The sequence below is a fragment of the Microvirga medicaginis genome, assembly GCF_052658925.1.
On sequence record NZ_JBQWEL010000010.1, the window covers coordinates 132,063 to 151,903 of the forward strand.

Consider the following 19,841-nt stretch of genomic DNA (forward strand, 5'->3'; position numbering starts at 1 on the left):
TAGAGGAACACCGCCGTGATCGAACTGGAAGACCTGAAGAGCTTCGTGGAGGTCGTCGACAGTAGCGGCCTCAACCGCGCCGCGGCCCGCCTGGGGGTCTCCAAGTCGATCGTCAGCCGGCGGATCACGCGCCTGGAGGCGGAGCTCGGCACGCGTCTCCTCACCCGGACCACGCGCGGCATCAGCCCGACGGAGGCCGGTTCCGAGTTCAAGTCACGGTGCGATCGGATCCTGAGCGAGATCGAAGAAGCGCGTGATGCCGTCACGCAGCAGGGGCGATCCGTGCGTGGGCGCTTGCGCCTGTCCGCACCGCTGTCGTTCGGCGTGCGGTACCTTGTGCCGGTCCTGGCTGACCTCGCCCAGCTCCACCCGGATCTTGAGATTGATGTGTCCTATACCGACCGTGTGGTCGACCTGATCGGCGAGCGGCTCGACGCCGCGGTTCGCATCGGTTCCCTCAGGGACTCCAGCCTCGTCGTTCGCAGAATAGCGCCCGTTCACGCGGTACTGGTCGCAAGTCCTGACTACCTGGCCCGTCATGGGCGGCCAAGGACACCGCAGGATCTCGTTGGCCACGAATGCTTGATCTACACGGGCAGCCTTGTGCCCGAGTGGCAATTCCAGTCGGGCAAGCGCCGGATCTCGATCCGACCCGAGGGGCGACTGAGGTCGGACAGCGGGGAAGCCATTCTCCAATGGGCGGTCGCGGGCCTAGGGATCGCGGACGCTCCGTCGTTCCTAGTCTCCGACGCTGTTGAGAGCGGTGCCCTCGAACCCCTTCTGCTGAACTATCCGAGACCTGAATACGGCATCCATGTCGTGCGACCGCCGGGCTCCCATGTCCCGGGCAAGGTCCGGGTCCTGATCGACAGCCTTGTCGAGCGTTTCGGAGGCATACCCGAGTGGGATCGGTGCTTGACCGAATTCACCGGGCGGTAGTCCTCCGTCGGGATAGGTCCCTCATGTCCGCACTATGATCGAAGGCGTCGCCAGTCGCCGGGCGACGCGTGCATGGCCTTCGAGAACACGCGGGTGAAGTGGCTCTGGTCGGTGAAGCCGCAGCGGATTGCGATCTCCTTGAGGGACAGCTTCGGGTTCCGGAGCAGTTCCTGCGCAAGTTCGATGCGCCGCGCCAGCAGCCACTTGTGCGGCGGCAGCCCCGTCGCTGTCCGGAACGCCCGTGCGAAGTGGCTGCGGGAGAGGCCGCACTCTCGAGCGAGTTCGGCGAGGCCGACCTTTCCGTCGATGTGGGTCAGCAGGATGTCCTTGGCCCGGCGCTCCTGCCAGGGAGACAATCCTCCCCTGAAGGGACGCAGGACGGCAGGCTGCTCGCCGTAGAATGCGGTGAGATGCGCGAGCAGGGCCAGCGCGACATGATCGAAGAGCTGGTTTGCGGTCTCGGGGCGCTCGAACGCCGGCAGCAGGCACTCTCCCAGATTGCGGATGACATCGTCCTCGAAGGCGATGCCGCGCGGGGACCGAAGCTGTCCGATAGGGGAGAGCTCATGCTCCTCCCCAAAACGGTTCAGGGCATCCCGCGAGGAGTAGATGGAAATGCAATCGACGGACCCATATTGCAGGGACGAGTGTTCCTCGTTGAGATCGAGCAGCAGGAACTGCCCGCCGTTAATCGGCAGCCGTTGTATAGGCCGGTCATCCACCCAATACGGGCCGGCCGGCAGATCGCGCCGCTGCAAACACACGAGATAGCCGTTGTTGCGGTCGAGCCGAGTTGGATTGCCGGATCCGGTATCGCGCCAGAGGACCCGCATGGCCGTGAGTTCGGCTAGGGGCAAGGCTCGGGCAATGAGGGTGGGCGGCTGATCGAGCCCCGCGAACTTACCCAGGCGCCGCCCGGATGTGTTGGCCATAACCCGCTCCTCGGAACGATTCGGCAACTGAATGGAAGCGTGGCTTTACAGCAAGATTATGACACCGCAGACCAAGCGAAAAAGGCACTTTCATGCAAAACGCAGCACCCTCAATGCTTGCGGACAAGCGTGGCCCGAAGAATTCTGCTCACCGTCTCCAGTATCCATACCTGTTGCTGTGACTGCGTAATGCGGCCTGTCGGCCAACTGCGTCCCAAGACGGAAACTGCATCATGCAACTGACCTCACACCAGGCGCATGCCATCGTGATAAGCGCTGAGAACGAGGCCCGAGCCATGGGGCTTCCCATGGTCATCGATGAAATCGACACCGATGTCGAAGCGGCTGCTTCAGCCTGTTCTGGCAATGCCACATGTGCAGCCAAAGCTAAGGAGATTATCGCTAAATGGGAACAGGAGGTGGCATCTCATCCTGAGGCGGGCGACCGGGATAGAGCGATAGCCTGCCTTGCGGGACGCCTCGAAGATCCCGTCCCCGCCACCGATCTCACTGTGGGCATCGACCGGGACCGGCTGCACGAATCCAAAGGCTTGGATCGATGCCTCGACTTGCTCGATGTGAGCGGGAGAATGGGTGCGCATGGCACGCTTGTAAGCCTTGAGGCTCTCAATCGGTGCGTACTCGACCGCGAGCCTCAGGTCACGATAGAGAGCCTTCACCTTGTGGCTGGCAGGGGAGGCGGCGACTCCCGAGTTCAGAGCCGAGACGGAATTAGCGGTTGGTTCGCTCATAGCGAGGTTCCTTTGGACAATAGGGGCCAACCCTGCTGCCGAGACACTTCGGCAACGATCACCGTGAGATCGGACGATCTCGGGAAGTGGTTCGACCTGACATCGGCCGAGGGCTGTCCGCGAATTGCTCCCGAGGGAATTACCGCTAGACAGATGGTGCTCTGTACGAGCTTCACGGATGCGTCAAGCGACTGAATATGAATAGATTTTCCTGGCAAAGAGAGTGTCCGAGGCTTGTCGGGGAGAGCCGCTACGGGACGGACACATCAGATGGAAGGGAACCGAGATTTCCCCTGCAGATTTCCTCAGAGCAGTGAAAAGCGTAGTGGAGACGGGTTCGTACTCGACTGCCTGCACCACCAGATTCTCCAGAAATGGCAAAGGAAAGATCCCGGGATTCGCTGGCGTCGGCGGACACTCTAATGTTTTGAGTCCAGCGCTGTAAGAGCTTCCAGTCCTCCGGTTCAACCTAGCAAATGATCTATGGTCCAGGGTTGATTGTGCAGCTTTGTTGCCATCCCGCTTGTGACCATTCTCGGTAATACAGCGGCTGTGTCATGTACCTTCAATTCCGACTTGCTCTTCTCCCCCTGAACCATCTTTAAAGATCCTCAGCTTGGCGATGCGCGGTACGATCTTTGGGTGCCAGGGGAACCTCATTCGTCTGGCCGCGTCGGCGGCGTGAGCGAGCCATCACTGAGGCTGATCTCTTGGCTGGGTTGACCGGACGAGAGTGCTATGCTTCGCTTGAGGTTCGCTTCTTCTCTGAAAATGGCGCCAAAACGAAAGTTCGGCCATGGATCAGGTGCTTTCTCATCGCCAGCAGGAAATCATCGGGATTGCACGCCTCCAGGGACGAGTGAACGTGGATGATCTGGCTGCCCGCCTCGAGGTCACCCAGCAAACCATTCGTAAGGATTTGAACGAACTCTGCGAGCGGCGATTGATGACCAGGGTTCACGGAGGCGCCATCATCGCCTCAGGTGTCGAGAACGTCGCCTACGAGGCCCGGCGTCTCATCGCCCAAGCCGAGAAACAGGCCATCGGCGCGGCGACCGCCCGTCTTATTCCGAACAACAGCTCTCTCTTCATCAATATCGGGACGACCACGGAGGAAGTGGCGAGGGCGCTCCAGGATCACGAGGGACTGCTCGTCATCACCAATAATCTCAACGTTGCCAATATCCTGTACCGCCACCCCAAGATGGAGGTCATCATGACCGGCGGGCCTGTGCGGCGCGCCGATGGCGCTGTCATCGGTTCAGCCGCAGTTGAATTCGTGCGGCAGTTCAAGGTGGATTATGCGGTGATCGGCACCTCGGCTATCGACGAGGATGGTTCGCTCTTGGACTTTGATGTGCGTGAAGTGCGGGTGTCCCGGGCGATCATCGACAATGCCCGAAAGGTTGTTCTTGTGGCCGATCACCTCAAGACGGAGCGCTCTGCGCCTGTCCGGATCGGACACCTTCGAGAAGTCGATTTGTTCGTAACGGACACATTGTCGTCACCGCAGCTGCGAGAGGTCTGTGAAGCCTCGCAGGTGGAGGTCGTGGAGGTAGGAAGTTTCGGCGAGTAGCCGCTGCTACGGATGCCTCTGGGCAGAGTTGCGTGAGATTATAGTCTTATGCTTTCGTCTCTTTCGGTTAATTTCATTTCGCGGGTCTTGCTTTCGTTTTGGGGACTGAGTAGCCTCAAACGAATATAAAAACGAAAATCCAGGCTGGGGCTTGGGAGGGACGCCGGTGGACTCGCTTGAGGACGCGACCTTCGACGTTGCCATCATTGGTGGTGGCGTGAATGGATGCGGGATCGCCCGGGACGCGACCGGACGAGGGGCGTCCGTCATTCTTTTTGAACAGAACGATCTCGCCAGCGGCACTTCCTCCGCCTCGACCAAGCTCATCCATGGCGGGTTGCGTTATCTGGAATATTACGAGTTCCGCCTCGTGCGTGAAGCGCTGATGGAGCGTGAGGTGCTCTGGCGCATCGCGCCTCACATCGTCTGGCCGCTCCGCTTCGTCCTGCCTCACCACAAGGGCTTGCGGCCGCAATGGCTGCTGCGCCTGGGACTGGCGCTCTACGACAATATTGGCGGCCGGAAGCTCCTGCCGCCGACCCGGACGCTCGACCTGAAAGTGGATCCTGCCGGAGCTCCTCTCAAGCCGGATCTGGTCAAGGGGTTTGAATATTCCGATTGCTGGGTGGACGATTCACGCCTCGTCGCGCTGAATGCTCGCGATGCAGCCGAGCGTGGCGCACAGATTCGAACCCGCACCCGCGTTGTCGGCGCCGAGCGCTCCGATGGTCACTGGGTCGTCACATCCGAAGACCTGCGAGCCGGCCGCCAGGGGCGCATTCGAGCAAAGGTGCTGATCAATGCGGCGGGGCCATGGGTGGAGACGGTGCTGAACGGTGTGGCGCGAGCCAACAGCTCCGCGTCCGTGCGGCTTGTCCAGGGCAGCCACATCGTCGTGAAGAAGATGTTCCAGCACGACCGCGCCTACATCTTCCAGAATAACGACAACCGCATCATCTTCGCGATTCCCTACCAGGGCGATTTCACACTGATCGGCACAACCGACAGGGATTACAATGGCGATCCGGCCCAGGTGAAAGCCACCGAAGAGGAGATCGCCTATCTCTGTGCCTCGGCCAGCAAGTATTTCAAGCAGCCTGTCCGCCGGGAGGATGTGGTCTGGACTTATTCAGGTGTCCGCCCGCTTTACAATGACGGCGCATCCAAAGCGCAGGAAGCCACGCGCGATTATGTATTGGTGCTCGATGCTCCGGGCAGCCAGCCGCCGATGCTGTCGATCTTCGGGGGTAAGATCACCACGTATCGGCGCCTTGCCGAGGCCGCTCTCGACAAGCTGAAAGGCCATCTTCCCGCGGCACGAAAGTCCGCTTGGACGGGTGAAGAACCGCTTCCGGGAGGTGATTTCCCGCAGACGGGTTACGAGGCTTTAGTGGCCGAGTTGAGTGCCGCGTATCCGTTCCTGGACCGAGCCCTCGTTGCACGCCTCGTGCGCGCCTATGGCACCCGCACCCGAGACGTCGTGGGGAATGCTCGCTCCATGAGCGACATGGGACAGGATTTCGGTGCAGGTCTCACGGAGCGTGAAGTTCATTATCTGATCGATCAGGAATGGGCGCTCACCGCCGATGACGTGCTCTGGCGGCGCAGCAAACTGGGCTTGAGGCTGTCAGCAGCCCAGGCCGAGGCTCTCGACATGTTCATGCGCAATGCCGCTACTTCCAGTGCGGCTTGAAGGAATTGCCAATGACCCTTGTCCTGGAAGGAGTATCGAAGAAGGTTGGAGCATCGGTGCATATCGATGACGTCTCCATGATTCTGGAGCGAGGCTCCCTCAATGTTCTCCTGGGCGCGACGCTGGCCGGCAAGACCTCTCTCATGCGACTCATGGCGGGTCTGGATGCGCCTTCGAGCGGTCGCATTCTCGTCGATGGCAAGGACGTGACGGGGTGGCCCGTGCAGCGTCGCAGCGTCGCCATGGTCTACCAGCAATTCATCAATTATCCGTCGCTGAGCGTCTACGAAAACATCGCCTCTCCGCTGCGCGTCGCAGGTTTGCCGACCTCCGAAATCGAGACACGTGTGCGGGATGCGGCCAGGCTTTTGCAGCTCGAACCCTATCTTGACCGCAAGCCCCTGAACCTCTCCGGAGGCCAGCAGCAACGCACAGCCATCGCGCGTGCTCTGGTGAAACGAGCCGACCTCGTTCTGCTCGACGAGCCTTTGGCCAATCTCGATTACAAGCTTCGTGAGGAGCTGCGCGAGGAACTGCCGCGCGTGTTTTCCGCGTCCGGTGCCATCTTCGTCTACGCGACTACCGAGCCTTCCGAGGCGCTGCTCCTCGGCGGCAATACGGCGACGCTGTTCGAGGGCCGCGTGACCCAATTCGGTCCGACGCCACAGGTCTATCGCAAGCCGCAGGATCTCGTCACGGCGCGCGTGTTCTCCGATCCGCCGCTCAACACGCTGACGATCCGCAAATCGGGCGGGTCCGCGACGTTGAGCACCGGTGGACAGGTCCGTGCCACCGATGTTCTCGCGAGTGTTCCTGACGGGGATTACACGGTGGGCTTCAGGGCTCACCACTTGAGCCTGGAATCCACAGGCGGTGATGAGATCACCATTCCCGCCTCCGTGTCCGTTGCCGAGATCACGGGATCCGAAAGCTATGTGCATCTCGATGCCGGGGAGCATCGGTTCGTCTCCCTTGTGCCGGGTGTGAGACGCCTGGAGCCGGGAGCCTCCATCACCGCTTACCTCGACCCGCGCCACCTCTTCCTGTTCGATCCGACCGGCCGGCTTGCCGCCGCCAGCACGGCACAGAAAGCCGCGTGAGGAGAGATCCATGGCCCGTATCACACTCGATCATCTCGCCCATGCCTACAAGCCGAACCCGCAGACCCCGCAGGACTATGCCCTGAAGGAGATCAATCACGTGTGGAGTCAGGGCGGCGCCTATGCGCTGCTGGGCCCCTCCGGCTGCGGCAAGACCACTCTTCTCAACATCATCTCAGGGCTGGTGCGTCCCACGCGTGGCCGCATCCTGTTCGATGATCGCGACGTGACGGACCTGCCCACGGAGGCGCGCAATATTGCGCAGGTGTTCCAGTTTCCTGTCGTTTACGACACGATGACGGTGCGCGAGAACCTCGCTTTTCCGCTGAAGAACCGCCATGTTCCGCGAGACAGGACGGCACAGCGGGTGGAGGAGATCGCGCGCCTGCTGGAGCTGACCTCCGTGCTCAACCGCAAGGCCAGCAACCTCACGGCCGACATGAAGCAGAAGATCTCGCTTGGGCGCGGCCTCGTGCGTCCGGACGTGGCGGCGATCCTCTTCGACGAGCCGCTGACGGTGATCGATCCGCATCTCAAGTGGCAGCTGCGCTCCACCCTCAAGGAAATTCACCGCGCGCTCGACATCACCATGATCTACGTCACGCATGACCAGACCGAGGCGCTGACATTCGCCGACAAGGTCGTGGTGATGCATGACGGCGCGGTGGTGCAGACCGGCACGCCCGATGAATTGTTCGAGCGTCCGGCTCATACGTTCGTGGGTCACTTCATCGGCTCTCCGGGCATGAACATCCTGCCCTGCCGCGTGGAGGGGGCAACCGCCTATCTCGGCAACGAACCCGTGGCTCTCCAGCGTGGTTATCGCAGCCTGCCGGGAGCTCAGCGGATCGAGCTCGGCATCCGGCCCGAGTTCGTCCAGCTCCAGCCGAAAGGCACAGGGCTGCCTGTGCGGATCCGGCGTATCGACGATATCGGGCGTGCCCGCATCGCCCGCGTGGAGATGAATGGTCGCGTGCTCGCCGCGAGTGTTCCTGAAAATCTCTCCGTCAGCGGTGACGAGGCTTCGCTCCATTTCGATCCGCACCATATTCACATCTATGCCGATGGGCATCTGGTTCTCGGTGAAGCACTGGGAGGGCATGCGGCATGACGAAGACCCTCAACAACAAGGCCTGGTTCCTGGTTTTACCCGTCTTCCTCATCGTGGCCTTTTCGGCGGTTTTGCCGCTGATGACCGTCGTGAACTATTCCGTGCAGGACACCTTCGGGAACAACCAGTTCTTCTGGAACGGCGTCGGCTGGTTTCAGGAGCTGCTCGATCCCACGACGGATCTTGGCGGACGATTCTTCGATTCGCTTTGGCGCACGCTCTTGTTCTCCGCGATCATTCTGCTGATCGAGGTTCCTCTCGGCATTGCAGTCGCTCTCTCGATGCCGCGCGAAGGCTGGACCGTGGCGCTCAGCCTCGTGCTCATGGCGCTGCCGCTGCTGATCCCATGGAACGTGGTCGGCACGATCTGGCAGGTTTTCGCCCGTGGCGACATCGGCCTTCTCGGCTGGGTCGTGAACCATCTCGGGATCGACTACAACTACACGGGTGACCCGCTGGATGCATGGATCACCATCGTCGTCATGGACGTATGGCACTGGACGAGCCTCGTCGCGCTCCTGTGCTATGCGGGCCTGAAATCGATTCCGGATGCCTATTATCAGGCGGCCCGCATCGATGGCGCCTCTCGCTGGGCCGTGTTCCGCACGATCCAGCTGCCGAAGATGCGCCGCGTGCTGCTGATTGCCGTTCTCCTGCGCTTCATGGACTCGTTCATGATCTACACGGAGCCCTTCGTGCTCACCGGCGGCGGCCCGGGCAACGCCACGACCTTCCTGTCCATCGACCTGGTGAAGCTGGCGCTCGGACAATTCGACCTCGGCAAGGCGGCTGCCATGTCGCTGGTCTACAACCTGATCATCCTTGCGATCTGCTGGGTCTTCTACACCATCATGACCAATGTGGATGCGCAGAAGGAGAGGGCTGAGGCATGACAGACTCCGTTGCTATCCGGCCATCCGACGTTAAAGCCTCCGCAGCGCCGCTCGCGGCGAACAAGGCCCTTGCCGGACCGCGCGTGAACGGGCGCGTGGTGGTGATGACGCTCTATATCCTGTTCCTGATGCTGCCGATCTACTGGCTCGTGAACATGAGCCTCAAGACCAACACGGAGATCACCTCCGGCCTCACGCTTTGGCCGCGCAATCTCACTTTCGATAACTACATCACCATCTTCACCGATCAGAGCTGGTACTCGGGCTACATCAATTCGCTGTCCTATGTGCTGATCAACACGGTTCTGTCGATCGCCTTCGCACTTCCTGCGGCATACGCGTTCTCACGCTACCGCTTTCTCGGCGACAAGCACCTGTTCTTCTGGCTGCTCACCAACCGCATGGCGCCGCCAGCGGTCTTTGCTTTGCCGTTCTTCAATCTCTATTCGGCGATCGGCCTGTTCGACACGCCATGGGCCGTTGCATTGGCGCATTGCCTGTTCAATGTGCCTCTTGCGGTCTGGATCCTCGAAGGTTTCATGTCCGGCGTGCCGCGCGAGATCGACGAGACGGCCGCCATCGACGGTTATTCCTTCCCGCGGTTCTTCGTGAAGATCTTCATGCCTCTGATCGCCTCGGGCGTCGGTGTCGCGGCATTCTTCTGCTTCATGTTCTCCTGGGTCGAGCTTCTGCTCGCGCGCACGCTGACCTCGGTGACCGCCAAACCTATCGCGGCGACCATGACACGTACCGTATCGGCTTCCGGCATGGACTGGGGTCTACTCGCCGCAGCGGGCGTTCTCACCATCATTCCCGGTGCGCTCGTGATCTGGTTCGTCCGCAACTACATCGCCAAGGGCTTCGCCCTGGGCCGGGTCTGAGGAGGTGTTCGTATGCCAGATTTAAGCTGGATGGCCTGGACGTGGCAGACAGGGCTTTTCTTCGCCGGCATCGCGAGCCTGCTCGTCATCATGACGCTGTTGGCGATCTATCGGCCTGAAACCGAACGAGTCGGAGCCTTACGCATTCCGACCACGCGCGGCGACCGCCTTTTCATTTCTCTGTTGGGCTCTGCCTTCATCCACCTTGCGTGGCTTGGGCTCGTCGGGCCTGACCTCTGGTGGGCCTCGGGCCTGTCGCTCCTTTATGCCGTGCTGGTGTTCCGCATGGTGTGAGAGGAGGCAGGCTCCAAAAATTTCTTCGGATTGCCCGTGCCGAAGGAGACAACGGCGAGAAAGCCGGACAGGGCATCGTTTGGGAGGAATAAATGAAACTGACCCAATCTCACCGGCGCTTGAGGCTCTTCGTCTCGACGAGCGTCATCGCCATGGCACTCGGCACCAGCGCTGCTCTCGCGGGCATGGAAGAAGCCCGTCGCTGGATCGATTCCGAGTTCCAGCCTTCGACTCTCCCCAAGGACGAACAACTCAAGGAGATGGAATGGTTCGTGAATGCGGCGAAGCCCTTCGCCGGCATGGAAATCAACGTGGTTTCAGAGACCATCACGACCCATGAATACGAGGCTAAAGTTCTCGCCAAGGCCTTCACGGAGATCACCGGCATCAAGCTCAACCACGACCTTATTCAGGAAGGCGACGTGGTCGAGAAGATTCAGACTCAGATGCAGTCTGGTCGCAACATCTACGATGCCTGGGTTAACGATTCCGACCTCATCGGCACGCATTTCCGCTACAAGCAGGCGGTTGCGCTCGACGACTGGATGGCGGGCGAAGGCAAGGACGTGACCTCGCCGACCCTCGACGTCAACGACTTCATCGGCAAGTCCTTCACCACAGCGCCCGACGGCAAGATGTACCAGTTGCCGGACCAGCAGTTCGCGAATGTGTACTGGTTCCGCTACGACTGGTTCCAGCGCCCCGACCTGAAGGAGAAGTTCAAGGCCAAGTACGGCTACGATCTAGGCGTGCCGGTGAACTGGTCGGCCTATGAGGACATCGCCGAATTCTTCACCAACGACGTGAAGGAGATCGATGGCGTCAAGGTCTATGGCCACATGGATTACGGCAAGAAGGACCCGTCGCTCGGCTGGCGCTTCACCGATGCGTGGCTCTCCATGGCCGGCAACGGCGACAAGGGCATTCCGAACGGCTTGCCGGTGGACGAGTGGGGCATCCGCATGGAAGGCTGCCGTCCGGTCGGCTCCTCCGTCGAGCGCGGCGGCGACACCAACGGCCCCGCGGCCGTCTACTCCATCGCCAAGTATATCGAGTGGCTGAAGAAATATGCCCCGCCTCAGGCGAACGGCATGAACTTCTCGGAATCCGGTCCCGTTCCGGCCCAGGGCAACATCGCGCAACAGATCTTCTGGTACACTGCCTTCACCGCCGACATGGTGAAGCCTGGCCTGCCGGTGATGAATGAGGACGGTACGCCCAAGTGGCGTATGGCTCCTTCGCCGCATGGCTCCTATTGGAAGGAAGGCATGAAGCTCGGCTATCAGGATGCGGGCTCCTGGACGCTTCTGAAGTCCACCCCGGTCGAGCGCCGCAAGGCGGCCTGGCTCTATGCCCAGTTCGTGACCTCGAAGACGGTCTCCCTGAAGAAGAGCCATGTGGGTCTCACCTTCATCCGCGAGAGCGACATCTGGGACAAGAGCTTCACCGAGCGTGCGCCGAAGCTCGGCGGCCTGATCGAGTTCTACCGCTCGCCCGCGCGCGTGCAGTGGACGCCCACCGGCAACAACGTGCCGGATTATCCGAAGCTCGCTCAGCTCTGGTGGCAGAACATCGGTGACGCGGCTTCCGGCGCTAAGACCCCGCAGCAGGCGATGGACTCGCTCGCCGCGGCCCAGGACGAGGTGCTCGGCCGTCTCGAGCGCGCCAACGTGCAGGGCGAGTGCGGACCGAAGCTGAACCCGAAGACTTCGGCAGAGGAGTGGTTTAAGAAGGCCGAAGCCTCAGGTAACATCGCTCCTCAGCGCAAGCTGGCGAACGAAAAGCCGAAGGGTGAGACGGTCGATTACGACACGCTCATCAAGAGCTGGCCGGCCAATCCGCCAAAGCGCAGCTAATCAAGTCCGGCCCCGCCCTCATTGGGGCGGGGCCTTTCAGAATCCCAGTGCTCTGAAATATCCTTCAGACACAATGTTCCGGGAAAATCATGAGCCTTGTTCTCGCGATCGACCAGGGGACCACGTCGTCCCGCGCCATCCTGTTCTCGGCGGACATGTCCATCGTTGCCGTCGCACAACGGGAGTTTCCTCAGCATTATCCCGCATCCGGCTGGGTCGAGCATGAACCGGAGGATCTGTGGGAGACCGTCGTGGAGATGGGCCGCGAGGCGCTCCGCAAGGCAGATGCCCAGCCTGCGGATGTGGCAGCCATTGGCATCACCAACCAGCGCGAGACGGTGCTTATCTGGGATCGTCGCACGGGCCAGCCGATCCATCGAGCGATCGTCTGGCAGGATCGCAGAACGGCGGAATCGTGTGCGCGGTTCAAGAGCGAAGGGTATGAAGATCTTATCCGGGAGCGTACCGGATTGCTCCTGGACCCTTACTTTTCCGGTACCAAGATCGCCTGGATACTCGACAATGTTCCAGGTGCGCGCGTCCGAGCGGAGCGGGGCGAACTCGCATTTGGAACGGTGGATACATTTCTGGTGTGGCGTCTGACCGGAGGCGAGGTCCATGCAACCGATGCCACGAATGCGAGCCGCACGCTTCTTTACGACATTCATCGCGGCGTTTGGGACGACGATCTTCTGAAGCTCTTTGGTATCCCACGCTCCATGCTTCCGGAGGTGCGTGACTGTTCTGCCTCCTATGGCATGAGCCTGCCGGAGCATTTTGGGGCCGCTATCCCGATCTGCGGCGTTGCCGGTGACCAGCAGGCAGCGACAGTTGGGCAAGCCTGCTTCACGCCTGGCATGGCCAAATCGACCTACGGCACCGGATGCTTCGCCCTGTTGAATACCGGAGGGACGCCTGTCGCCTCCCGCAATCGTCTCCTGACAACCATTGCCTACCAGTTCGGCGGCAAGCCCACCTATGCCCTCGAGGGCTCGATCTTCATCGCAGGTGCTGCCGTGCAATGGCTGCGCGATGGGCTCGGCATCATCAAGAGCGCCGCCGAATCCGGTGAGTTGGCCCGCAAAGCGGATCCTGCTCAATCCGTATACCTGGTACCGGCCTTCGTTGGGCTCGGAGCGCCCTATTGGGACCCGGACTGCCGAGGCGCTCTGTTCGGTCTCACCCGGGCGACCGGCCCTCGGGAGATCGCTCACGCGGCTCTGGAAAGCGTTTGCTACCAGACGCTCGACCTCCTGGATGCCATGCACGATGATTGGTCTGCCCGCGACGGAGAGGGAACCGTCCTGCGTGTGGATGGCGGCATGGTTGCCTCCGATTGGGCGATGCAGCGCCTCGCCGACATCCTCGGGGCTCCTGTCGATCGACCTGAGGTGAAGGAGACAACCGCTCTAGGAGCAGCCTATCTCGCAGGTCTGCACGCCGGAATCTTCCCGGACCCGGTGGCTTTTGCCGACATGTGGCGCTTGGAGACGCGCTTTCTGCCATCCCTGCCGGAGACCTTGCGGGTCGAGAAAGTGAACGGCTGGCGTAATGCCGTCTCTCGAACGCTGACACACCCGCCTCGATAATCCCGGTCTGCAGCTCATTTCGATCCAGGTTTGTCAGATCGCGAAGATCTTGATCAGCATGGCCGAGGTTTGCGTGGTTTTATCCAGAGATGAAGGACCCAAGGGCAGGCCCTCCAGAGTATGCTCTTTGGTCAAGGGGTGAGGTCGTCTCACTCCTTGCCGCTCACTTCGACAGGCGGATTGATGTCGGCAGGAGCAGGCTTCTTGGGAGCGGCCTTACGCTTTTCGGGCTTCTTGGCGCTGTTCCCAGCCTTTTCCTTCGAAGCCATCTTCACATCAGCCGAGACCGAACGCTCCATCAACTTGATGTTCTTGCGGATGGCTTTGAGGCCCCCTTGAACGGCTTTGAGGAAATCTTCTGCTGTTGAGCCGGGCTCTGACTGGGCCGCGAGCTTGGTGAGGGTGCGTTCGAGCTTTTCTCCGCGCTGCACGGCCTTTGCCGTAAGAGTGGACAATTTCTGGAGTGGATCTTTATTGGTCTTCGCCATCTGGCTTCCCCATTGAATGACAGGGGAGGGATATCAGGCCGGTACTGTGCCGCCTAATGAAGTTTGCATGACAGTTTTATGACACGCTCACCGCGCAGCCCAGAGCATGCCGCGCCTCAGGATCGTGCGCATTGCCGGCACCTCGAACTCCTTCGCCACATGCCCGAGGGAGCTGTAGAAGACGCGCCCCTGGCCGTGCCGGCGTTTCCAGACGACCGGCATGACGACGCCTTCGATCCATGGCGCGTGTTCTCCGGAGAATGTCGTGGTTGCCAGCACTTCGTTCGACGGATCGACATGCATGTAATACTGCTCGGAGTGATAGTCGAAGTCCTGGATGCCCTGCATGATAGGATCATCGGGACGGGTCACGTTGACCCGATAATCGATGATGTTGCCGGGGTGAGCCACCCATTGTCCACCGCACATGAACTGGTATTCGACGGCTTCGCGAAAGGCGTCTCCCATCCCGCCATGATAGCCCGCCAGGCCCACGCCTTCACGCACCGCCCGGGAGAGATTGGCCACCTCATCTTTCTCGATCTTCGACATGGTGTAGATCGGGACGATGAGGCTAAGTTGCGCGAGGTTCGGATCGGCGAATGCTCTGGTCGATGTTTCCATACGGACCTTGAACCCGTCCTCTTCCAGCATACTGGCGATGATGCCGGCGCATTGCTCCGGTTCATGCCCGCTCCAGCCACCCCAGACGATCAGTGCCTCGCGCATTCAGGTTGCTCCCTCAGGCTGCAGATGCGGTTTGAGGAAGGCCTTTCCAGAGTTCGGTCGCATCCTCGTCGCCGAGAACAGCCGGGCGTTCCGGCATGGTCGTGATCGCCTTCGGCTGACCCGTGGCAGCACCTTCCAGGATGGAATGCATGACCTCGAGCACATGAAGCCCGAGGCGTCCGCTGGAGCGGTGCGGCGTGCCGCGCAGGGCGGCACTGGCGAGATCGGCCAGACCGAGGGCACGATAATTGGCACGTGCCGGTACATCGGGTGCCCAGTTCGGTGAGCGCCAGTTGGGAGCGCCGAGAGGCATCGCGCTTGAGTCCAGCACACGCCAATCGCTACCGCGCTCCGTGGTCTCCACATGACCACCGAAAAAATTCGGATCCGGAACTCGAAGTGAACCTTCCGTGCCGTAGAGCTCGATGGCCGGGTGCCCGTGCTTCCATACGTCCCAACTCATGCACAGGGTGACCTGGGCTCCGGAAGCGAATTCCAGGAGCGCCATGACATTGGTGGGTGTCTCGACCGTGATGCGCTCACCCTTGCGTGGGGAGGACTCCGTTGTCACGATGCGCTCAGGAAAACCGATGCTCGACATCGCGAAGACGCGCTTGACCGGGCCGATCAGGTTCACGAGGGTGCTGAGATAGTAGGGGGCCATATCGAAGATAGGGCCACCGCCCGGCTTGAAGAAAAATTCCGGATCGGGATGCCAATGTTCCATGCCGTGCGACATGAGGAAGGCCGTTCCCGACAGGATATGTCCCACGGAACCGTCATCGATGAGATTGCGTGCGAGACGCCCGCCTGCGCCCAGGAAGGTATCGGGCGCGCAGCCAAGAAGGAGACCGCGGGCTTCCGCCTCATCCACCAGCTTGCGGCCTTGCTCGAAATCGACGGCGAGCGGCTTTTCCGAGAACACGTGCTTGCCTGCGCTTAGCGCTGCAAGCGATACGCCGAAATGAGCACTTGGGATCGTCAGATTGACCACGAGATCGATATCGTCGCTGGCCAAAAGCTGATCGACGGACATGGCTTCGATGCCATGGCGGGACGCCTGAGCCTGGGCCACTTCCGGCCGCATGTCCGCGCAGGCCCGCAGCGAGAGACCGCGATAGGCCGGGATATTCTGCAGGTAAATGCCGGAGATGTTGCCGCAGCCGATGATGCCGACGTTCAGAGTATCCATGATGATCAATCCTCGATGGCGCGCAGAAAGGCGAAGCTGGCGCGGGCGGTTTTGGCGGGGTCTGCGGGCTTGTCGTGCTCGACCACCATCCATTGAGCGCCTGCCTCCCGGCAGGTGCGCCACAAGTCGTGCCAATTCAGGATACCGGAGCCGACATCGGCCCAGCCGTCCTGGTCCTCGTTCTGCCCGGGTGGTGCGATGTCCTTCACATGGGCTGCAGTGATCTTGCTGCGGTAGCGGTGGATCCATTCCTTGGGATCGACATTGCCGCGCGCAAGCCACGCGACATCCACCTGCCAGGCAAGCGGACTGCCTTCCGCTGCTTCGAAGATCAGTTCGAGAGCCGTCTTGCTGCCATCCTTCGGTTTCAGCTCCCAATGGTGGTTGTGATAGCCGAGCCTGATGCCTTGCTCGTGAAAGCGCTGAGCCATCTCGCCCAACTCGCGTCCGAGCGAGCGCCAGCCCTCGGCGTCCATGTCGCGCTGCTCGGGAGGGACGGCCGGCATGAAGAGGTCCTTGAAGCCGAGCGTCCGGCATGCTTCGACGATCGCCTCGGGCTTCTCGCGCAGGGCTGCCATGCTGACATGGCTCGACGACGCTTTAAGTCCTCTCGCTTCGAGCTTCGATTTGATGCTTTCGGCATTCTCGAGATGCGAGCCAACGGTCTCCACATAGCGATAGCCAGCTTCCGCCACGGTATCGAGAATGCGATCGATGTCCTCCAGCGAGCGCAGGGTATAGAGCTGAATGGAAAGAAAATCTGTGACGCTCATCGGGTCCTCAAGGTTCGACGGTAGGGCGAGCAGACGAGGGGTGTCGTTTCGCGGATTGAGAGAGATTTCGGGTTAAAGGCGGTCGCCGGTATCTGCGGCAAACAGAGAGATCTGTGCGGGGTCGACGCCAATGGAGAGGGCTTCACCACGCGCGGCTCGCTTGCTTCCGCTCATGCGGACCTGGATGGAGCCCTCGCCGTCGCTGCACCAGATCACCGTGTCGGCGCCCATAGGCTCGACGATATCGATCTTGAAACCCGGCCAGGTGCCTGCTTCGAGAATGTCGAGGTGCTCGGGCCTGACGCCAAGGACAACGTCCTGTCCAGGCTGCGGCGTGTCAGTGAATTGATATCCTGCAAGCGACAGGCGACGCTTGCCGGAGACGAACTCCGGGCCGGCGCCGTTACCTTCGATGTGGCCTTTGACGAAGTTCATCTGCGGAGAACCCACGAAGCCCGCCACAAAGAGGTTGGCGGGACGGCGATAGATTTCATCCGGGCTTCCGATCTGCTGGACCTTCTGCTCCTTCAGCACCACGATCCGATCGGCCAGGGTCATGGCCTCGATCTGATCGTGCGTCACATAAACCATCGTGGTTTTACCGAGCCTCGCGTGGAGGCGCTTGATTTCCACGCGCAGCTCGTTCCTGAGCTTGGCATCGAGATTGGAAAGCGGCTCGTCGAACAGGAACACCGCCGCATCGCGTACCAGGGCGCGACCGATGGCGACGCGCTGGCGCTGGCCTCCGGACAACTGATCGGGCCTGCGATCCAAAAGGTGCGTGATCTGCAGGAGTTCTGCCGCCTGATTGACGCGCCGCTCGATCTCAGGCTTCGGCGTCTTTGCCATCTTGAGACCGAAGGACATGTTCTCGCGGACGCTCATCCGCGGATAGAGGGCGTAGGACTGGAAGACCATGGCAATGCCGCGGTCCTTGGGCTCCTCCCAGGTGACATTCTTGCCGCCGATCCAGATCTGGCCCGAGGCGACGTCGAGAAGGCCGGCGATGGCATTGAGGAGAGTCGACTTGCCACAACCGGACGGGCCGAGGAGGACGATGAACTCGCCTTCCTCAATATCGAGCGAAAGGCCGTCAAAAACGCGGAAAGCCTCGAAGGCAACGGTGACATCACGAACCGAAACAGCAGACATGCCTTATCCCTTCACCGCGCCGGCAGCGATGCCGCGAACGAACCAGCGTCCTGAAACGAAGTAGACAACGAGAGGCACCAACGCTGCGAGCATGGTAGCGGCCATGTCGACGTTGTAGGCGCGCTCGCCTTGAGTCGAGTGAACGATATTATTGAGCTGCACCGTCATCGGCAGGTTTTCACGGCCGGCGAAGGTGAGCCCGAAGATGAAATCGTTCCAGATGCCTGTGACCTGCAGGATGGTGGCGACGACCAGCATCGGCGTCGACATGGGCAGCATCACGCGGAAGAAGATGGCCCAGAATCCACCGCCGTCGATGCGGGCCGCCTTGAACAGTTCGATGGGAAGGCCTGCATAATAGTTGCGGAACAGGAGCGTCATGGTCGGCAGGCCGAAGATCACATGCACCACCACGATGCAGAGCAGCGAGTTGTAGACGCCCGTCATCGAGAAGATGCGCACCAGGGGATAGAGGAAGACCTGGTATGGAATAAAGGCGCCGAGGAGCAGGACGCCGAACAGCACATTCGCTCCTTTGACCCGCCAGAAGGAAAGGGCGTATCCGTTGATCGCGCCGACGATGATGGAGCAGATCACCGACGGAATCAGGATGCGCACCGAGTTCCAGAAACCCACGCTGATGCCATTGCATTCAAGGCCAGTGCAGGCGGACGACCAGGCCTTGAGCCACGCCTCGAAAGTCAGAGTCTGGGGCCAAGCCAGAATGTTGCCGAGACGGATCTCATCCATGGGCTTGAGCGAGGTCACGACCATGATCCAGAGCGGCAGGAGGAAGAAGAGCGCCGCCGTGATCAGGAAAACGTAGACGCCGATGCGTCCGGGAGTGAGGTGCCGCGGGCGGCGGCCCTGAGGAACCGCATGGCTCATGCCTGCCTCCCTTGCTGGCGGATGTACTTCGCGTAGACCCACGGTGCCAGGACAGAGACGACGGCGATCAGCATGATCGTCGCGGCTGCCGTTCCAAGCGCGATGTTGTTGCGCTCGAAGAGGTGGTCCATCACGAACTTGGCCGGAACCTCAGTCGCAATGCCGGGACCTCCCAGGGTCATGGCGACGACGAGATCGTAGAGTTTCACGACGCCGGTGGTGAGCAGCACGGTGGCCGTCACGATCATGGGCCGGAGCAGGGGCAGGATGATCGAGGTATAGACTCGCCATGTGGGGACGCCATCGACGCGCGCGGCTTTCCAGAGATCGTTGTCGATACCGCGAAGGCCTGCAAGGAGAATCGCCATCGTCAGTCCGGAGCCATGCCAGAGGCCGGCGATGACGATGGTGTAGATCGCCATATCCTGATTGACGATCCAGTCGAAGGTGAAGCTCGGAAAGCCCATGTCGCGTACGAGCTTTTGCAGGCCAAGGCCAGGGTTGAGAAACCATTGCCAGGCTACGCCGGTCACGACGAAGGACATGGCATAGGGATAGAGAAACAACGTGCGGAAAATACCCTCGCCGCGAACGTTCTGGTCGATGAAGACAGCAAGAAGAAAGCCGAGGATGAGGCAGCCGGAAATGAAGAGGGCGCCGAAGATGACGATGTTCTCGGCCGATATCAGGAAGCGGTCGTTGGCGAACAGGCGGCTATATTGCGCGAGACCAACCCAGTCGAGCTTTGGAAGGAGCGTGGAACTGGTAAACGACAGTCGCACCGTCCACAGCATGCAGCCGATGTAGACGACAAGGACGATAAGCGCGGTCGGCAAAAGCGCAAAGGCTGCGGGAAGACGAGTGAGAAGGCGGCGCTTTGGAGGCGAAGATGAAGAACTGATGCTAGGGGCGCGGATCGAAATGGTCGCCATCGAGAGTACCCTGTCGAAGATGTCGGATCCAGCGAAGGACGGCTCGCCCCAGCCCCCCAGGGGCGAGCCGC

General features: G+C 60.9%; 19 protein-coding genes. 10 read left to right on the plus strand and 9 right to left on the minus strand.

Annotation, left to right across the window (positions count from 1 at the left end; all coding sequences use genetic code 11):
• The first annotated feature begins 15 nt into the window (after positions 1 to 15).
• Positions 16 to 939, plus strand: coding sequence for a LysR family transcriptional regulator (locus tag ACUXUR_RS14510; protein WP_445503070.1), 924 nt, complete (start codon positions 16 to 18; stop codon positions 937 to 939).
• Positions 940 to 971: 32 nt separating this feature from the next.
• Here ACUXUR_RS14510 and ACUXUR_RS14515 read toward each other — a convergent pair whose 3' ends face one another.
• Positions 972 to 1,871 carry a helix-turn-helix domain-containing protein gene (locus tag ACUXUR_RS14515; RefSeq protein ID WP_445503071.1) on the minus strand — a complete coding sequence of 300 codons (900 nt, stop codon included), beginning with the start codon at positions 1,869 to 1,871 and terminating at the stop codon, positions 972 to 974.
• 350 nt (positions 1,872 to 2,221) lie between these two features.
• Positions 2,222 to 2,623 (minus strand): ParB N-terminal domain-containing protein, encoded by a 402-nt coding sequence (locus ACUXUR_RS14520; protein WP_445503072.1) that lies wholly within the window; start codon positions 2,621 to 2,623, stop codon positions 2,222 to 2,224.
• Between the two features lie 796 nt (positions 2,624 to 3,419).
• On the opposite strand from ACUXUR_RS14520, the gene ACUXUR_RS14525 reads away from it, so the two are divergent.
• From ACUXUR_RS14525 to glpK, 9 genes are all read left to right on the plus strand, one after another.
• On the plus strand, positions 3,420 to 4,199 hold the full coding sequence (locus tag ACUXUR_RS14525; protein WP_445503073.1) for a DeoR/GlpR family DNA-binding transcription regulator: 780 nt from the start codon (positions 3,420 to 3,422) through the stop codon (positions 4,197 to 4,199).
• Positions 4,200 to 4,365: 166 nt separating this feature from the next.
• A complete protein-coding gene (gene glpD, locus ACUXUR_RS14530; protein WP_445503074.1) occupies positions 4,366 to 5,892 on the plus strand; it encodes a glycerol-3-phosphate dehydrogenase in 1,527 nt (508 codons plus the stop codon).
• 11 nt (positions 5,893 to 5,903) lie between these two features.
• Positions 5,904 to 6,992, plus strand: coding sequence for an ABC transporter ATP-binding protein (locus ACUXUR_RS14535; protein ID WP_445503075.1), 1,089 nt, complete (start codon positions 5,904 to 5,906; stop codon positions 6,990 to 6,992).
• A gap of 10 nt (positions 6,993 to 7,002) precedes the next feature.
• A complete protein-coding gene (locus ACUXUR_RS14540) occupies positions 7,003 to 8,103 on the plus strand; it encodes an ABC transporter ATP-binding protein (protein ID WP_445503076.1) in 1,101 nt (366 codons plus the stop codon).
• Positions 8,100 to 8,996 (plus strand): carbohydrate ABC transporter permease, encoded by an 897-nt coding sequence (locus tag ACUXUR_RS14545; RefSeq protein ID WP_445503077.1) that lies wholly within the window; start codon positions 8,100 to 8,102, stop codon positions 8,994 to 8,996. Before ACUXUR_RS14540 ends, ACUXUR_RS14545 begins: the two co-directional genes overlap by 4 nt.
• A gap of 104 nt (positions 8,997 to 9,100) precedes the next feature.
• Positions 9,101 to 9,877 (plus strand): carbohydrate ABC transporter permease, encoded by a 777-nt coding sequence (locus ACUXUR_RS14550; protein WP_047188740.1) that lies wholly within the window; start codon positions 9,101 to 9,103, stop codon positions 9,875 to 9,877.
• Positions 9,878 to 9,889: 12 nt separating this feature from the next.
• The gene (locus ACUXUR_RS14555; protein WP_445503078.1) at positions 9,890 to 10,171 is read left to right on the plus strand and encodes a DUF2160 domain-containing protein; all 282 of its coding nucleotides are present in this window, start codon (positions 9,890 to 9,892) and stop codon (positions 10,169 to 10,171) included.
• 152 nt (positions 10,172 to 10,323) lie between these two features.
• Complete coding sequence (locus tag ACUXUR_RS14560; protein WP_445503127.1) at positions 10,324 to 12,027, plus strand: ABC transporter substrate-binding protein; 1,704 nt, start codon at positions 10,324 to 10,326, stop codon at positions 12,025 to 12,027.
• 89 nt (positions 12,028 to 12,116) lie between these two features.
• Positions 12,117 to 13,616 carry a glycerol kinase GlpK gene (gene glpK / locus ACUXUR_RS14565; RefSeq protein ID WP_445503079.1) on the plus strand — a complete coding sequence of 500 codons (1,500 nt, stop codon included), beginning with the start codon at positions 12,117 to 12,119 and terminating at the stop codon, positions 13,614 to 13,616.
• A gap of 149 nt (positions 13,617 to 13,765) precedes the next feature.
• Here glpK and ACUXUR_RS14570 read toward each other — a convergent pair whose 3' ends face one another.
• The 7 genes from ACUXUR_RS14570 to ACUXUR_RS14600 all read right to left on the minus strand — a co-directional run bounded on the left by ACUXUR_RS14570 (position 13,766) and on the right by ACUXUR_RS14600 (position 19,770).
• Positions 13,766 to 14,104 carry a hypothetical protein gene (locus ACUXUR_RS14570; protein ID WP_445503080.1) on the minus strand — a complete coding sequence of 113 codons (339 nt, stop codon included), beginning with the start codon at positions 14,102 to 14,104 and terminating at the stop codon, positions 13,766 to 13,768.
• Positions 14,105 to 14,191: 87 nt separating this feature from the next.
• Complete coding sequence (locus ACUXUR_RS14575; RefSeq protein ID WP_445503081.1) at positions 14,192 to 14,833, minus strand: ThuA domain-containing protein; 642 nt, start codon at positions 14,831 to 14,833, stop codon at positions 14,192 to 14,194.
• Between the two features lie 13 nt (positions 14,834 to 14,846).
• Positions 14,847 to 16,025 carry a Gfo/Idh/MocA family protein gene (locus tag ACUXUR_RS14580; protein WP_445503082.1) on the minus strand — a complete coding sequence of 393 codons (1,179 nt, stop codon included), beginning with the start codon at positions 16,023 to 16,025 and terminating at the stop codon, positions 14,847 to 14,849.
• Between the two features lie 5 nt (positions 16,026 to 16,030).
• On the minus strand, positions 16,031 to 16,798 hold the full coding sequence (locus tag ACUXUR_RS14585) for a sugar phosphate isomerase/epimerase family protein (protein WP_445503083.1): 768 nt from the start codon (positions 16,796 to 16,798) through the stop codon (positions 16,031 to 16,033).
• Positions 16,799 to 16,870: 72 nt separating this feature from the next.
• Positions 16,871 to 17,950: an ABC transporter ATP-binding protein gene (locus ACUXUR_RS14590; protein WP_445503084.1), complete on the minus strand. Its 1,080-nt coding sequence runs from the start codon at positions 17,948 to 17,950 to the stop codon at positions 16,871 to 16,873.
• 3 nt (positions 17,951 to 17,953) lie between these two features.
• Positions 17,954 to 18,838: a carbohydrate ABC transporter permease gene (locus tag ACUXUR_RS14595; protein ID WP_445503085.1), complete on the minus strand. Its 885-nt coding sequence runs from the start codon at positions 18,836 to 18,838 to the stop codon at positions 17,954 to 17,956.
• The gene (locus tag ACUXUR_RS14600; RefSeq protein ID WP_445503086.1) at positions 18,835 to 19,770 is read right to left on the minus strand and encodes a carbohydrate ABC transporter permease; all 936 of its coding nucleotides are present in this window, start codon (positions 19,768 to 19,770) and stop codon (positions 18,835 to 18,837) included. The genes ACUXUR_RS14595 and ACUXUR_RS14600 overlap by 4 nt, the downstream gene beginning before the upstream one ends.
• Positions 19,771 to 19,841 lie beyond the last annotated feature (71 nt).

Coding starts and splice junctions, on each gene's coding strand:
- ACUXUR_RS14590 (WP_445503084.1), bottom strand. CDS start 17,950: ATGTCTGCTGTTTCGGTTCGTGATGTCACCGTTGCCTTCGAGGCTTTC.
- ACUXUR_RS14545 (WP_445503077.1), top strand. CDS start 8,100: ATGACGAAGACCCTCAACAACAAGGCCTGGTTCCTGGTTTTACCCGTC.
- ACUXUR_RS14555 (WP_445503078.1), top strand. CDS start 9,890: ATGCCAGATTTAAGCTGGATGGCCTGGACGTGGCAGACAGGGCTTTTC.
- ACUXUR_RS14600 (WP_445503086.1), bottom strand. CDS start 19,770: ATGGCGACCATTTCGATCCGCGCCCCTAGCATCAGTTCTTCATCTTCG.
- ACUXUR_RS14550 (WP_047188740.1), top strand. CDS start 9,101: ATGACGCTCTATATCCTGTTCCTGATGCTGCCGATCTACTGGCTCGTG.
- ACUXUR_RS14570 (WP_445503080.1), bottom strand. CDS start 14,104: ATGGCGAAGACCAATAAAGATCCACTCCAGAAATTGTCCACTCTTACG.
- ACUXUR_RS14515 (WP_445503071.1), bottom strand. CDS start 1,871: ATGGCCAACACATCCGGGCGGCGCCTGGGTAAGTTCGCGGGGCTCGAT.
- ACUXUR_RS14540 (WP_445503076.1), top strand. CDS start 7,003: ATGGCCCGTATCACACTCGATCATCTCGCCCATGCCTACAAGCCGAAC.
- ACUXUR_RS14535 (WP_445503075.1), top strand. CDS start 5,904: ATGACCCTTGTCCTGGAAGGAGTATCGAAGAAGGTTGGAGCATCGGTG.
- glpK (WP_445503079.1), top strand. CDS start 12,117: ATGAGCCTTGTTCTCGCGATCGACCAGGGGACCACGTCGTCCCGCGCC.
- ACUXUR_RS14520 (WP_445503072.1), bottom strand. CDS start 2,623: ATGAGCGAACCAACCGCTAATTCCGTCTCGGCTCTGAACTCGGGAGTC.
- ACUXUR_RS14585 (WP_445503083.1), bottom strand. CDS start 16,798: ATGAGCGTCACAGATTTTCTTTCCATTCAGCTCTATACCCTGCGCTCG.
- ACUXUR_RS14580 (WP_445503082.1), bottom strand. CDS start 16,025: ATGGATACTCTGAACGTCGGCATCATCGGCTGCGGCAACATCTCCGGC.
- ACUXUR_RS14595 (WP_445503085.1), bottom strand. CDS start 18,838: ATGAGCCATGCGGTTCCTCAGGGCCGCCGCCCGCGGCACCTCACTCCC.
- ACUXUR_RS14575 (WP_445503081.1), bottom strand. CDS start 14,833: ATGCGCGAGGCACTGATCGTCTGGGGTGGCTGGAGCGGGCATGAACCG.
- ACUXUR_RS14525 (WP_445503073.1), top strand. CDS start 3,420: ATGGATCAGGTGCTTTCTCATCGCCAGCAGGAAATCATCGGGATTGCA.
- ACUXUR_RS14560 (WP_445503127.1), top strand. CDS start 10,324: ATGGCACTCGGCACCAGCGCTGCTCTCGCGGGCATGGAAGAAGCCCGT.